This window comes from Pedobacter sp. MR2016-19, from assembly GCF_014947265.1.
Taxonomy (GTDB): Bacteria; Bacteroidota; Bacteroidia; order Sphingobacteriales; family Sphingobacteriaceae; genus Pedobacter.
Window position 1 is genome coordinate 411,995 of record NZ_JADCNK010000004.1, and the last position, 15,272, is coordinate 427,266.

The window sequence follows — 15,272 nt, forward strand, 5'->3', positions numbered from 1 at the left end:
AATATTTTTATGTTACACTTCAGTCAATTTGAAAAATCCTATTTCGATCATCTTGTTTTAAAGATAGATAATATTAAGCTTCCTGAGGGCATTTTTTGGATAAAAGGAAGCAATGGTACCGGAAAAAGTACTTTTTTGAAAGCAATTGCAGGGATATTATCTTTTAAAGGCGACATTGCAATGGGCACTGTTTATTTAAAAAATCATGGTGTTTCCTACAGAAAACTGGTCAATTTTGCTGCTGCCGAGCCATTATTTCCCGAATTTTTAAGCGGAGCGGAGATGATTACTCTTTTTGCAAAAGCGAAGGGTGCAGGAGCTGGTCAGGCGGAAATCCTGGTTGCCGAAATGGGAATGCAGGGCTATATCAACAATCCTTTAGGTTCCTATTCTAGTGGGATGCTCAAAAAACTTTCGTTGGTACTGGCTTTCCTGGGGAAACCAAAATTGATTTTGCTGGATGAGCCTTTAAATACCATCGATGCCGAATCTCTTGAAATATTATACCGTTGGATCAACGAAAAACATGAGAATGACAAGATCAGTTTTCTCTTATCATCTCATCAACCTTTAGATGAGTTAAAATTACCCGGACTTAAACAGATTAATATCGTGGATAAAAAATTAACCCTGAACTTTTAATGCTTCCACTTTCGAACATTGCTTTAAGAAAAATATTTGTTGATGGATTTTACCGGACTCATGCGGGAATGTTGGTATTCGTTTTCGTCATGTTAGTCAGTTATTGTTTGTTCATCAATACTTTGGGTACGGTAATGCCTGATCAGATCGACTTTTGGCAGTTTTTCTTTACCATTAGTTTGGTGAGCAACCCGTTGATTATGGCTTTTTATCTTGTTGCAAGTGCATTATATGCTTATAAAAGCTTAAAATATGTACTAAACCAGCTTGTTTTGCCTCAACAGGAATTTTTGTATTACAGTTTTACTTCATCTTCAAAAAAACAACAGTTTCTTTACTGGTGTATGGTGTTGGCTTATATATTTATCCCGGTATGGTGTTATACTTTATATGCCATCATTATTGGGATCGTATTTGGTTATTACTTAATTTCTATTGGAGTTCTGCTCTTTCAGCTGCTGTTGATTATCGCTGGTGCTCTTATGATTTTAAAAGAAAGTAATCGTTTAATTGAAACCAGTAAACCCAATTGGTTAATACGGATAAGTAGGAAATGGAATAAGCCTGTTTTTTTACTGTATACTTTTCAGGTTTTTAACAGATCGAAACTGGCTTATGTATTAACCAAATTGCTTTCTTGGGTGTTAATTTCTAGCGTTTTTATACTTTTCTCTGATATTAAAGATAATTCGAGACTATTAATGCTCATTACTTCATGCATTGTTGTGGCACATGTAGTGCTTATCTATCAGGAAAGGATTTTTAATGATCGGTATTTATCTTTTTTGCCCAATTTTCCTTTTAGTAAGGCCAAAGTATTTTTCAGTTTCTGTTTAAATTATCTCCTTTTATTATTGCCTGAAATATGTTGGATGGCTACCCGGTTTGGCTTGATAACTTCACTCGAATTAGCTGCATTTGCTTTTTCTGCTATCCTTTTATTTAGAAGTTTGCTTTTGCTGAATGGGATTCAGGTTAAAGGATTTTTAATAGGTATTTTTTGCCTGTTTTTGCTTTTTTATGTGTGTATTATGTTTAGCTTAGGAATAATGCTCATTCCTATAAATATGATTGTAGCTTGGGGGGTGTTTAGAAGGAACTATTTGAATGATAATTACATTGGTGTCTGAAATGGTCGTCATCTCGACTGAAGCGCAGCGAAATAGAGAGATCTATTGAGACAGACTTTGCTTCGCAGAGCCTTTGGATTCTCGACTGCGTTGCACCCGCTCGAAATGACGACTTTTCTATGAAAATCAAATAGTAATCCTAGTCAAAATCTTTTAACTAAATATTCGAAAACAAAAAGTTTAACCTGGCAAGCTCCGTTTTGATTTGGTTCATACCGATTAAACCACCCGACATGCCGCTCGACTGCTGAAAAATATTTACTGTAAGTTCATTTTCAGTACTTTGTGACATGGTTACACTAAATTTAAAATAGGTAGCAAATGCACCTAGTAAAAGCCTTTTGATTCGGCTTCCTTTCTCTAAAATTAAATTGCCAAATTGATCGTTAGTCACCTGATATCCCTGTTGTTCCATCAGTTCGGTAACTTTTTTAGTCATTTCTTCTACAGAAACATCCTTGTATAAGTTAGATATCAGTCCATCAACAGTCTGAAGGTTTTTTACAAAAAGCGTCATAGTATTTAAATAAGGTTTATTTTAATTCATCTAATACCTTAAACAACTTTTTGTTGATACTGTTTCCGCTATAATTATTAATATTGATCACCACCACATATTTGTTACCAGCAGCATCCTTATGGTAGCCTGCAAAGGCCGATACATCGTTTATGGTTCCGCTTTTAATTTTCATGCCATTGTATTCTGGCAGTGCTTTATAATAATCAGGGAACCAGTTTTCTTTCTGGATCTGAAAAAGCACGCTCGCCATTGCCGAAGTTGTAATTCTGTCGCCTGGAGAAAGTCCGCTGCCGTCAATAATATTCAATGCTGTTCTATCAATACCTTTATCAGCCCAAAAGTTGACTTCAGTTTCAACGCCTTTACTTGTTGTACCTGCTTTGCCTGATTTTATTGCAATGGTTTTTAAAAGTGACTCGCCATATAGGTTAATGCTTTTCTTTAAAAACCAATAGGTGATCTCACTTAAGTTAGGCGAACTGATGGTGTTTATTTTCTGTGTAACCGAAGGAATGACCTGATTGTTCAAGGTCATTAACCTTGCTGTTGTGGCCTGTTGAGCAGTCGAAATCCCCAATCTCTTCAAAGTATCCTGTAAACGGTAGGCGCAATCAAAAGCAGGGTCGGGGAGGGCAACAGAAATGCCTGTTTTGGCAATACCGATTCCCCAACTTCCACGGAGGTAGGCAACGTTACTGTAAGGTGGAAGAAAAGCATAACTTCTATCTCCCGTACCAGATGCACCGGTTTTGAGTTCATTTACCAACTGCACATAGGGTGTAGCAGGAACAGTTTTTACAATTTTCACTTCGTCCGCTGTGTTGCTCCCTGGTTTTAAATGAATATCGAACTGATTTTCACGCCAGGCTAAACCCGAAGTGCCAGCGCCATAATAATTCCCGATATCCTGCCAAACCCAACCTTCAGGTGTGGTTTGTGTGCCAAAAATACGGTCATCACCAATTACCGAACCTTCAATTTTTTTTATGCCTGCGGCTTTTATAGCCGCAACCCATTGTGTTAGAACAGTATTTTCTTTATTTTGATAGCGCCACGAACCCAAAGTAGGGTCGCCACTACCGATAATGATGAGGTTTCCTTTTAAAATTCCGTCTGTAGTAATGGTTCCGGTATAGGCCAAGGTAGTCTGAAACTGAAAATCTTTTCCTAAAATGCTGAAAGCAGTAGCGGCGGTAATGGTTTTTAGTGTTGAAGCGGTAGCCAAACCAATCTGCTCATTTTTAGCATAAAGCGTTTTACCGGTATTTGCATCCAAAACACAAATAGAGACAAGAGCATGTTTTGCCTGCTCATCGTTTAATAAATTATTAAAAGCTTTTTCGATGTTTTGGATCCTGTTTTGAGCGTTTGCTGCGATTGTTAAGCACAGCGATAGGGACAATATTTTGAAAAATTTCATTTTTTTGCAGGCGATTATTTTATACCAGGAAACTGGTATAGTTAGCTTTATTTATAACGTATGTTTCATTGGTGGGGTATGCGTCTAAAAAAGTTGAAGGAAACTTTACTTTTTTATTCTCATTCCATTTAATCTCTATGGCATTTATTTTTCCATCAATTTCTTCTATTAAATCAATTTCCTGTTGCTGAAAACTGCGCCAAAAATAATATTTGGCGTGCTTTCTTTTATTATTACTGGCCTTTATGTATTCGGATACAATATAATTTTCGAACAACTGACCCGCATCCTGACGTAAGCCGAGCATGCCAAAATTTTCGATTACCGCATTTCGGATTCCTGTATCATAGAAGTATATCTTTTTGCTCTTTTTAATTTCGTTCCGCAGGTTACTGCTGTAAGCACCTAGCCTAAATACAACGAAACATTGTTCTAATAGATCGATGTAACGCTCAACAGTGAGTTTATCGGCCTCAATCATTTGCCCAAGCTCAGTATAAGAAACCTCATTCCCGATCTGTAGGGCCAATGCCTGTACCAGTTTTTCGAGCTGTAAAGGTTTTCGGATGCCGGTAAGGGATAAGATATCTTTAAAAAGATAACTGTTTGCCAAATTTAATAACAACTCTTTTTCTTCCCCCGGATAATTGATTGCATCGGGGTAAGTACCGTAAATTAATCTTTTCTCCAAAGCCTGTTCTTCAATAAGCACATTTGTGTCTTCAACAAGTTCTGCAACTGAAAAAGGGAAGAGGTGATATTCGAATTTTCTTCCTGTTAACGATTCTTTTATGCCAACAGCCAGATCTAATGATGAAGAACCGGTAACCAATAACTGAACATTAGTAAAATTATCAACGATCAGTTTTAAGGTTAAGCCAATATTGGTAACACGTTGTGCCTCGTCGATAAAAATGATTTTGTTAGCACCGATAATTGATTTTAACCGCTCAATACTGATGTCGGTTAATGTGGTGCGTACATTAGCTTCGTCACAGTTTAGGAAAACAAAGGACAATTCTGTTTTTTTTACGAGTTGCTTTAACATAGTAGTTTTACCCACTTGCCTTGCACCAGTAACAATAATAGCTTTTTGTTTAAAAAATTTCGATTCTATATGGTTTTGTAGATTTCTGATAATCATCTTACAAATTTTGATTATCTCAAATATAGTAAAATCTTAAGTCTAATCACTAAATTATATGTAATTTAGTGATTACGATCTCTTTTTTATATATAATTTAGTGATTACAATCGCTAAATTATATATCTTTAAATTTTTAACCTTATCCGTTGAATAATTTGTTGCGCTTAATTTTCTTTCCCTGCCTCAATCTCACTGCATGATAAATGGTGGGTACATCATTTGTCCATTTTTTGAGGGTGAAAACAATGGCAAGTATTTCTAACCGGGTGGCCAGGCCGAGCCAAAGGCAAATTTCGAAGAGCACTACCGATTCGCAATGCACCATAATTTCTACCAAGGTAGCGAATATGGTTAGCGTCCAGATTTTAGCGCCGATAGAATGGGTGGCAATTTCTTTTTTGAATTTGATATAGCTTAAAGCATAAGTTGAAGCTTCAAAAGCACCAAGGATAATTAATTTAACCAGGTTGGCTTTAAAGAAATCAGGACATTGGATATAAGTGGCAACTGCTACCGAAATAAAAAATACCTGATCAATGCCAGAGTCCAGCCGCCTTAACCTTTCGGAAGAGATATTGAGCTTACGGGCAATAATTCCATCAAAAACATCGGTTAGCAAACCAACGGACAATAAGGTAATGGCTAAAAAAGAATAATGGCTAACGTGAAAAACACTTAACAGAATGATTCCAAAACCGATAAGCAGTCTGGAGTATATTAAAGTAATTGGAATGTGTTTCATTATTGGAGCGCATAAAAAAGCCCCGAATAAATCGAGGCTTTTCTTAAGTTATTTATTGATTAAACCAATTCTTTCTGAATCAGGTATTCGGCAATCTGAACAGCATTGGTTGCGGCGCCTTTGCGTAAGTTATCGGCAACAATCCAAAGGTTCAATGCTTTAGGAGCCGACTCATCCCTACGGATACGACCTACAAAAACCTCATCTTTTTCGTGTGCATCTTTCGGCATTGGGTATTTTAAGTTGGCTACATCATCAACAACAATTATACCTGGTGCTTTTTCTAAAATACTACGGACTTCGGCTAAATCGAAATCATTTTCAAACTCGATATTTACTGATTCTGAGTGACCACCCATTACCGGGATACGAACCGTTGTAGCGGTAACTTTGATGTTATCATCGCTCATGATTTTGTTCGTTTCCTTAACCATTTTCATTTCTTCTTTGGTATATCCGTTTTCCAGGAAAACATCAATATGAGGAAGAACGTTTAAGTCGATTTCATAAGGGTAAGCTTTCGGGCCATCAATGCCTTTACGTTCGTTCATTAATTGCTCAACCGCTTTAACACCAGTACCGGTAACCGATTGATAGGTAGAAACCACCACACGTTTAATTTTGTATTTATCGTGCAAAGGTTTTAAAACCACCACCATTTGGATGGTAGAACAGTTTGGGTTAGCGATAATTTTGTTATCGATAGAAAGTTCGTGTGCATTAACTTCCGGTACAATTAATTTAATTGCAGGATCCATTCTCCAGGCAGAAGAGTTGTCGATAACAGTTGTTCCGGCTTCTTTAAAACGAGGTGCATGCTCTAATGAAGTATTTCCACCTGCTGAAAACAAAGCGATATCTGGTTTCATGCTGATTGCAGTATCCATGCTAACAATTGGGAACTTCTTACCCTTAAAAGTAATTTCCTTACCGACACTCTTTTCTGATGCTACGGGAATCAACTCTGTTAAAGGGAAATTTCTTTCCTCCAATACTTTTAACATGACAGTGCCAACCAATCCGGTTGCACCTACTACTGCTACTTTCATTTTAATTTTTTTTATATTATTAATTATTTGATATGAATTCAAATATGCTAAAAATTAAGCTGATATCCCTATTGTTGCCAATTAAATTTGCTTTTAATGTTTGAAATTTTTGGTTTTCGATAGAAAATATGGTTGGAGAATAAAGTATGAGCACAGACTTCCGAAGTTTCTCCGGGATTGGGCAGGGAGCAATGTCATTATTTAAGCTCTCGGTTTAGGTAGGCATAATTTAACCACAGATAAAAAGGATGCGGACAGCTATAAAAATCCGTGTTTATCTGTGCACATCTGTGGTTAAAAACCTTATCTTAATGACATGGGGTAGTGGGCAACTTCGGAAGTCAATAGATGTTTTTTATTTTGGAAAGCAGGTTTTAGTGCATATCGGTTGTGACAGTCCTGCTATCACTATAATCTTTTTAAACAACAACTGTCATGCTGAGGCACGAAGTATCTGTTTAATCGGTTGCAGACAACAAAATTTATAGGCATAGCAATTAAAAAGTATTGCCGTTCTATCAGGTTTAGATAAACAGGAACAATTCTCCTAATGATAGTGAAATCTTTTAATGAGATTTTGGTTGTTGAAGAAAGGAAAAGTTTTGATTTACGAAGATAGATCTCTCCATTTCGCTACGCTTCAGTCGAGAGGACGACAAGCGAGTGTTAAACCTCGCAGGTTTCAAAAAACCTGCGAGGTTTGGATAAGATTAAATCAAACTGGCTTTGATATAATCGCAGCTTGTTTTGATCGAGCCAATTGGATCTGGCTGATAATTGGTTTCGTGCTCTACAAAGAAATGTTGCATGCCTGAAAGTTTTGCCTGGGCAAAAATGGTTTTAAAATCAATTGATCCTTTACCTACCTCCGTGTTTAATTCAGGTTTGGCTTTGTCCATATCCTTCACGTGCCACATCGGGAAACGGCCAGGGTATTTTTTAAATAATGCTAATGGATCATTACCCGAACGTACCACCCAGTATAAATCCATTTCGAAATTGACTAAATTTTTGTCTGTCTCGTTCAGGTAAATATCATAGCCTGTGGTATCGCCCAAATTTTTAAACTCAAAATCATGGTTGTGGTAGGCGAATTTTAAGCCTGAAGCTTTAGCAATTTCAGCTACTTTGTTAAAATCACTAGCGGTTTTTTTGAAACCATCGGCGCCTTTGCTCATATCAACATGTGCGCCAGCAATGGTGAAATATTTACCACCAATTGCAGCTGATGATTCGATATCTGCTTTTAATCTATCGGCATTTCCTGTTTTCACAAAATCATCCATGTGGTAATGACCACTTGGAGATTTTAAACCGTTATCATCAAGTAAGGCTTTAAATTCTTTAGGCGTTAAACCCCAAAATTTTCCATTGGCAAAACCATAGGTTTCAACTTCTTTGTATCCTGCCTTTGCTACTTTTTCGATAATGCCTTTTACATCTTTTGGCAACTCATCGCGTAGGGTGTACAATTGCAGACCAACATTTTTACTTGCTTTATCAAAAGCAAATGATGGAATTAATAATGCTGCTCCGGCAGCTAATCCTGCTTGTTTTAAGAATGTCCTTCTTGAATTCATTGCCTAATAGATTAAATAATTTCTTTTTTAATGAATGCGCAGCTTGCTGCAACAGATGCCATTGGATTTGGCTTGTAATTGGTTTCGTGCTCTACAAAGAAATGTTTCATGCCTGAAAGTTTTGCCTGGGCAAAAATAGGTTTGAAGTTGATAGAACCCGTTCCTACTTCAGCATTTAAGGCTGGATTGGCTTTATCCATATCTTTAACATGCCACATAGTAAAACGTCCTGGATTTTCTTTGAATAATTTAATCGGATCGTTACCTGAGCGTACTACCCAATATAAATCAAGTTCGAAATCAACCAATTTTTTATCTGTTCCCTTCAACAGGATTTCATAACCAGTAGTATTACCTTGTTTTTCGAATTCGAAATTATGATTGTGATAGGCCAAACGGATACCAGCTGCTTTACACATTTTTCCTGCTTCGTTTATTCTAGCTGCGATTTTTTTATAATCGTCGGCATTTTTTCTGATGCTTTCTTCTAACCATGGAATGGTTACATATTCGCTCTTAAGTACTTTTGCTGCTGCAATTGCGGCTTTAAGTTCTGTAGTATTTCCATCAGAAAGATAAGTGCCCAAACCATAATGGCCGCTTGGTGCTTTTAAACCATTAGCATCCAATAATGCTTTAAATTCTTTAGGCGTTAATCCCCAAAATTGATCTTTTATAGAAAAACCATAGGTTTCAACTTCTTTGAAGCCAGCTTTTGCAACCTTGGCAATGGTTCCCTTTACATCTTTAGGCAATTCGTCCCTTAAAGAATATAATTGTAAGCCTACTGCTTTTTTATCAGCAGCAAAAGCGAACGATGGAGCCAAAAGTGCTGCCGCTGCAGCCATACTGCTATTGAGTATAAAACTTCTTCTTGATATCATAGGTGTATTTTTAAATGTCGCAAATTGAGATTGCCTTTTTTAAGGAGGCTATTTTATCAGCATTTTTGGGTATAAATTCTTGTGCAACGAAACCTTTAAAGCCGGTTTCGGCAATGGCTTTCATAATGGCAGGGTAATACAGTTCCTGCGTATCATCAATTTCGTTTCTGCCCGGAACGCCAGCAGTGTGGTAATGGGCAATATACTGATGGTAATCTCTGATGTTCCTGATCACATCACCCTCATCAATCTGCATATGGTAAATATCATATAACAACTTGAAGTTTTCAGATCCTAAGCGTTTGCAAAGCTCAGCTCCCCATGATGTTCTGTCGCATTGGTAATCTTTATGGTTAACTTTGCTGTTTAGCAACTCCATTACCAATACCACATTGTGCTTTTCGGCCAATGGCATCAGTTGTTTCAGGCCTTTAACACAATTGTTCCAACCGGTTTCATCATCTTTGCCACGGCGGTTTCCGCTAAAACAGATGAGGTATTTATATCCTGCTTCGGCAACAAGCGGAATCATTGCGGTATAATTCTGAATTAACTTTTCATGGAATTTTTCGTCGTTAAAACCATCCACCAGATTAATTTCTGCACCATTGCACATGGTTGATTCTAAACCATGTCTTTTTAAGGTAGGCCAATCTTGCGGACCCACCAGATCAATGCCCTTAATACCTATTTTTTTTGCTTCAATGCAAAGTGTTTCTACATCAAAACTACTAAAACACCAGCGACATACGGCATGGTTGATATTTCCTTTTAGCCTTAGCGGCTGATCTGATTCTGGTTTATCCATTGCTAATGCTGAAAATCCTGAAGAAACACCAATTGCAGCAGTTCCCGCGATGATGTTCTTTAAAGCATTTCTTCTATTTACGTTCGAGGTCATGTTAAACTGCTTTAGCTTCTATTTCAGATTTGGTTTTATCATTGAACAGCAGGGCGAATAATAAGAAAACTGCAGCTGCAATTCCTGCTGGTATAATCCAAACCATTTTCCAATCGGTTACCTCTCCGGTTTTATACATATCTGTAATTAATCCTGCAACCTTAAAGCCGATCAACATACCAACCCCATAAGTTGCAAGGGTAATAATACCCTGCGCAGCACTTTTAATTTTTTCGCCAGCTTTTGAGTTGGTATAAATCTGACCGGAAACAAAAAAGAAATCGTAGCAAACGCCATGCAGCGCAATTCCTATAATCAGCATAAAGCTTAAGTTGCCTGCATTTCCATAAGCAAACAGTACATAACGTACAGCCCATGCCAGCATACCAACTATAATGGTTTTCTTAAAGCCGTATTTTGAAAAGAAAACAGGAATAGCCAATAAAAATAATGCTTCAGAAACCTGACCAATGGCCATTTTACCTGTTGGATTGGAAACTTTGATATCAGCAAGGAAAAGGCCTGCATTTTGATAATAAAAGGCTAGTGGGATGCAGATCAGGATGGAAGAAATAAAGAAAACAGCAAAGTTTTTGTCTTTCAACAATTTCAAAGCGTCCAATCCTAAAATGTCGCGTAATTTTATTTTTTCGTCTTTGGCAACCTTTGGAGGAGTTGCAGGTAAAGTAAAACTAAATAATCCCAATACTAAAGAGGCGATACCAGCCATTAAAAAGGTACTTTTCAGTAATCCTGCCTGAATTCCTTTCGGAGAATCCCAATGGAAGGCAAAACTGATCAATAAACCAGCGATGATCCAACCGATTGTACCGAACACCCTGATGTTTGCGAATTCTTTTTCGGCATCTTTCATTTGGTTAAAAGAAACCGAATTTACCAATGCTAAGGTTGGCATGAACAAAATCATGTAAGCTAAAACGTAAGGGTAAAAAACACTTACATCTGGCGCACTATACATCTGATACATTAAAATAGCACCAATGATATGCAGAACACCTAAGATTCTTTCAGCGTTAAAATATCTGTCGGCGATAAGGCCAATTATAAATGGAGCAATAATAGCGCCCCAGGATTGTGTTGAAAATACGGAACCAATTTCGGAATTGGTTGCCTTTAGGTTATTGTTTAAGAAAGCTCCTAAAGTTACAAACCATGCACCCCAGATAAAAAATTCAAGGAACATCATGGCAGAAAGTTTAAAGCGAGTAGTGCTATTCATTTGGCTAGTAATTATGTAAAATGGTTAAGGTAAGAGGGATGATGGAAACGTATCCCCGTAACTCATCTTACAATTTTATAATATTTTAACTGGATTTAGTAAGAGGGATTTTGTCATTCACATTATACATTTTCCCTCTTACATTTTCTATTTTATAGTTCTTTTATAGAGATGTTTTATACCAAACATCATCTGAATTTGTAAGAGGGATTTTGTCATTCACATTATACATTTTCCCTCTTACATTTTCCATTTTATAATTCTTTTATAGAGATGTTTTTGTACCAAACTTCGTCTCCGTGATCTTGCAGGGCAATTTTACCGGTTTTAAAGGTTCCCCAGTTTTCCCATGTTGCAAATTTACTGCCTGCAACAATTTTTTTCCAGTTATCATCCCAAAGGGTGGTTTTTACTACTTCAACACCATTTAAAATTAAAGTTAATTTACCCTTTTTGCTAATGATTTCTGCTTTGTTCCATTCGCCAACCGCTTTAACCGGTTCTGATGAACTTTTTACCAGGTCGTACAAATCACCAGCACGGTGTTTAGTAATTTTTCCATCCGGGTGGCCATCGTTATCAATAACCTGCATTTCTAAACCTGTAGAATAGGTAGCATGGTATTTAGGTTCTTCATGAACATAAAAAATCAGACCGCTATTTGCTTTTGGAGCCACTTTCCATTCATATTTTAAATGGAAGTCGCCATATTCTTTGTCTGTAACTAAATCGCCACCGCCATCAGTGCCTTTTTTAGCTAAATCTAAGTGCAATGCTCCATCCTGAACTTGCCAGCCACTACCAACAGTAGTTTTGTTGTAGGTATGCCAACCTGTTGTAGTTTTACCATCGAACAGTGGTTTAAAGCCTTTTTGTGCTTTTGATATTTGCGTAACTGCTAATATGATAAAAGCAGAAAGAAAGATTTTTTTCATTTTTTTTGAATAAAACCTCGCAGGTTTTTTACCTGCGAGGTTTGTGATAATTAAAAAGTTAAATTGTTCCAGCCTTTACGGTATTCGCGTTTTACAAACTGGTTGGCTTCATCAAAATTGGTCACTTTCATGTTATCATTATCCCATAACATTTTAGTGTACCTGCCTGGGTAAGTAATCTTATCATTTACCGTTTTTTGGATATCAAAACTTCTGATTGCCAGGTTGGCCATCAATAAAGCTTCCGTTAACGGACCGGCAATTTCAAAAGGCGAGCTCACTTCTCGTTTGCCATAACCGGCAATTGCTGCTTCAACCCACTGTTTGTAGTGCCCGTTTGCACCATCTGGTACGCGTGCATATTTTGGTGCAACTTTAATGTCTTTGTTTTTACTTAAAGGCAATAATTTTGGATTCGCACTATACGTTTCCGACATCATTTTACCTTTTGTGCCAATAAAAAGGGTACCGTTACCGCCATCACCAAAAGTTTCGTTTGCTTCTAATTCTTCCGGGCGTTCTGGCTGGATACCACCATCCATCCAATGTAAAGTAACATCACCTTTGGTTTTATTCGTTTTAGGGAATTTTAAAGTAACATGACTTGATGGAGGGCAGCTTTCAGGGAAATAACCACGCTTAAATTCATCAACATAAACAGAACCTACACTTGCCTCAACTTCTTTAGCATATTTTAAATTTAATACACTAAAAGGAGCTTCAATTAAGTGGCAACCCATATCGCCCAAAGCACCGGTTCCGTAATCCCACCAGCCACGCCAGTTAAATGGAACCAATTTATCAACAAAATCCTTTTCAGGAGCCGTTCCCAACCATAAATTCCAGTCTAATTCTTTAGGAATTTCTGCTTTTTTGCTTGGCCAGGGAATGCCTTGAGGCCAAACCGGGCGATTAGTCCAGGCATAAACCGTATGTACGTCGCCGATTAAACCAGCTTCGTACCATTCTTTCATCTGGCGTGGACCATCATTAGATGCACCTTGATTACCCATTTGCGTAACCACTTTATATTTTTTTGCAGCTGCGGTTAGAATCCGCGCCTCATAAATATCGTGTGTTAAAGGTTTTTGAACGTAAACATGTTTGCCCAACTGCATCGCTGCTAAAGCCTGGATAGCATGGTTATGGTCTGGAGTAGAAACAGAGACAGCGTCGAAGTTTTTGTGTTCTTTATCCAACATCTCGCGCCAATCTTTATAGTATTTTGCTTTAGGGAAAGCTTTTACACTATTTGCTGCACGGCGATCGTCTACATCACACAGAAAAGCGATATCTGCTTTTCCGCTTTTGTAAAACATATCTAAATCGCTTTGACCTTTTCCGCCAACACCAATGCCGGCAACTAATAAGCGATCGCTCGGTGCTAAATAACCTGTTCCGCCCAAAACATGGCGCGGAACGATCATAAAGGCTGCAGCAGCGATTGCTGAAGTTTTAATAAAATCACGACGGTTACTCGTGTTTTTATTTTCTTGCTCTGTTTTCATATTTAGTAAATCGATTTGCTAACGGAATTCGACTATTTTTTCTTTAAAGATAAAATATACTTTACCATTAATTTTGCGTCATCTTTTTTAAGAGTAGCATGAGCGGTCATTGGCATATTTCCCCAAACCCCGGTTCCACCTTTAATAATTTTATCCGCTAACATATTGATGTTTTTTTCTGTAGCAGGATATTTTTTTGCGATCTCTACGTAAGCAGGGCCAATAATTTTGTTGGTCTTGTTGTGGCAACCTAAACAATCTGATTTATTGATCAGTTTTTCTCCTGGATTGGATTGAAAACTAACATGGTTTGTTGTTGTTGCCGTTGCAACCACGGTTTTCTCTTTCGCTAAATCGGCTTTTGAAAACGACGCCATAAAAATGACTACAGCGCCTAAAATTAAAAATGTTTTTTCCATGTTGTGTGTGTTTTTATTGCATTCAAGTTTGCATAGGCGTTAATATTTTATTCGTTGTTGCCTATGCAGGTTTCATATTGTGTGTATTGTTATTCTTGTAATCCTAATATTCTTTTATTGAAAGCGCTGTCACTACCTGATGCAGCAAAATCATCAAATGCTTTATCAGTTACGTTAATGATATTCTTTTTGATGAATTCTGCGCCTTCGCGGGCACCATCTTGCTGGTTTTTGATACAGCATTCCCATTCCATAACGGCCCAACCTTTAAAATCATATTGGGCTAATTTACTAAAAATGGTTTTAAAATCAACTTGTCCATCACCAGGTGAGCGGTAACGTCCGGCTCGGTTTGCCCAACTCTGGTATCCACCAAAAGTGCCTTGTTTGCCAGTAGGATTAAATTCTGCATCTTTTACATGGAAGGCTTTGATGCGTTCGTGGTAAAAATCGATGTACTGAATGTAATCCAATTGTTGCAACACAAAGTGAGATGGATCATACAATAAGCATGCCCGAGGGTGATTATTTACCGCAGCGAGGAACATTTCATAAGTTTCGCCATCAAATAAATCTTCTCCAGGGTGTATTTCGTAGCAAACATCAACCCCACATTGGTCAAATTCGTTTAAGATCGGTGTCCATCGCTTAGCCAGTTCTGCAAAGCCTTCTTCAACCAATCCAGCCGGACGTTGTGGCCAAGGGTGGAAATACTGCCACAATAATGAACCGCTAAAAGTAGCATGCGCATTTAAACCCAGGTTTTGCGATGCTTTAGCCGCGTATTTCATCTGCTGTACAGCCCACTCTGTCCTGGCTTTTGGATTTTTGTGTACTTCTTTTGGTGCAAAAGCATCAAATAAGTCATCGTAAGCAGGGTGAACTGCCACCAATTGTCCTTGTAAGTGTGTAGAAAGTTCAGTGATTTCTAAACCGTAAGTTGCAATTTTGCCTTTTAATTCATCAGCATAGGTTTTGCTTTCCGCGGCTTGTTTAAGATCAATAAAGCGGGCATCAAGTGTTGGCATCTGGATACCTTTGAATCCTAAATCTGCAGCCCATTTGCAAATGCTATCAAGTGAATTAAATGGAGCTTCGTCGCTTATAAATTGTGCTAAAAATACTGCTGGTCCTTTTATCGTTGTCATACCGGGT

General features: G+C 37.7%; 15 protein-coding genes. 2 read left to right on the forward strand and 13 right to left on the reverse strand.

The window, feature by feature from the left end; translation table 11 throughout:
- Positions 1–9: 9 nt before the first annotated feature.
- Positions 10–642, forward strand: a complete 633-nt coding sequence (locus IM793_RS08740) for an ATP-binding cassette domain-containing protein (RefSeq protein ID WP_193420612.1) — start codon at positions 10–12, stop codon at positions 640–642.
- Positions 642–1,772 (forward strand): hypothetical protein, encoded by a 1,131-nt coding sequence (locus IM793_RS08745; RefSeq protein WP_193420613.1) that lies wholly within the window; start codon positions 642–644, stop codon positions 1,770–1,772. Before IM793_RS08740 ends, IM793_RS08745 begins: the two co-directional genes overlap by 1 nt.
- A gap of 157 nt (positions 1,773–1,929) precedes the next feature.
- Here the strand turns inward: IM793_RS08745 and IM793_RS08750 are convergent, their stop codons facing one another.
- From IM793_RS08750 to IM793_RS08810, 13 genes are all read right to left on the reverse strand, one after another.
- Complete coding sequence (locus tag IM793_RS08750; protein ID WP_132400599.1) at positions 1,930–2,289, reverse strand: hypothetical protein; 360 nt, start codon at positions 2,287–2,289, stop codon at positions 1,930–1,932.
- Positions 2,290–2,305: 16 nt separating this feature from the next.
- Positions 2,306–3,712: a D-alanyl-D-alanine carboxypeptidase/D-alanyl-D-alanine-endopeptidase gene (gene dacB / locus IM793_RS08755; RefSeq protein ID WP_193420614.1), complete on the reverse strand. Its 1,407-nt coding sequence runs from the start codon at positions 3,710–3,712 to the stop codon at positions 2,306–2,308.
- A gap of 19 nt (positions 3,713–3,731) precedes the next feature.
- The gene (locus IM793_RS08760; protein ID WP_193420615.1) at positions 3,732–4,856 is read right to left on the reverse strand and encodes an ATP-binding protein; all 1,125 of its coding nucleotides are present in this window, start codon (positions 4,854–4,856) and stop codon (positions 3,732–3,734) included.
- A gap of 142 nt (positions 4,857–4,998) precedes the next feature.
- The gene (locus tag IM793_RS08765; protein ID WP_193420616.1) at positions 4,999–5,601 is read right to left on the reverse strand and encodes a CDP-alcohol phosphatidyltransferase family protein; all 603 of its coding nucleotides are present in this window, start codon (positions 5,599–5,601) and stop codon (positions 4,999–5,001) included.
- A 59-nt stretch (positions 5,602–5,660) separates the two neighbouring features.
- Positions 5,661–6,650: an aspartate-semialdehyde dehydrogenase gene (locus tag IM793_RS08770; RefSeq protein ID WP_193420617.1), complete on the reverse strand. Its 990-nt coding sequence runs from the start codon at positions 6,648–6,650 to the stop codon at positions 5,661–5,663.
- Positions 6,651–7,360: 710 nt separating this feature from the next.
- Positions 7,361–8,230 (reverse strand): sugar phosphate isomerase/epimerase, encoded by an 870-nt coding sequence (locus IM793_RS08775; protein ID WP_193420618.1) that lies wholly within the window; start codon positions 8,228–8,230, stop codon positions 7,361–7,363.
- Between the two features lie 11 nt (positions 8,231–8,241).
- Positions 8,242–9,114 (reverse strand): sugar phosphate isomerase/epimerase, encoded by an 873-nt coding sequence (locus IM793_RS08780; RefSeq protein ID WP_193420619.1) that lies wholly within the window; start codon positions 9,112–9,114, stop codon positions 8,242–8,244.
- Between the two features lie 10 nt (positions 9,115–9,124).
- Positions 9,125–10,015, reverse strand: coding sequence for a hydroxypyruvate isomerase family protein (locus IM793_RS08785; protein ID WP_193420620.1), 891 nt, complete (start codon positions 10,013–10,015; stop codon positions 9,125–9,127).
- Between the two features lies 1 nt (position 10,016).
- Complete coding sequence (locus IM793_RS08790) at positions 10,017–11,255, reverse strand: nucleoside permease (RefSeq protein WP_193420621.1); 1,239 nt, start codon at positions 11,253–11,255, stop codon at positions 10,017–10,019.
- Positions 11,256–11,509: 254 nt separating this feature from the next.
- Complete coding sequence (locus IM793_RS08795; protein ID WP_167296760.1) at positions 11,510–12,190, reverse strand: DUF1080 domain-containing protein; 681 nt, start codon at positions 12,188–12,190, stop codon at positions 11,510–11,512.
- Positions 12,191–12,240: 50 nt separating this feature from the next.
- Positions 12,241–13,698, reverse strand: coding sequence for a Gfo/Idh/MocA family protein (locus IM793_RS08800; RefSeq protein WP_193420622.1), 1,458 nt, complete (start codon positions 13,696–13,698; stop codon positions 12,241–12,243).
- 32 nt (positions 13,699–13,730) lie between these two features.
- Positions 13,731–14,117, reverse strand: a complete 387-nt coding sequence (locus IM793_RS08805; protein ID WP_193420623.1) for a c-type cytochrome — start codon at positions 14,115–14,117, stop codon at positions 13,731–13,733.
- Between the two features lie 89 nt (positions 14,118–14,206).
- Entirely contained in the window at positions 14,207–15,265 is a 1,059-nt protein-coding gene (locus IM793_RS08810; protein WP_193420624.1) for a sugar phosphate isomerase/epimerase, read from the reverse strand.
- Positions 15,266–15,272 lie beyond the last annotated feature (7 nt).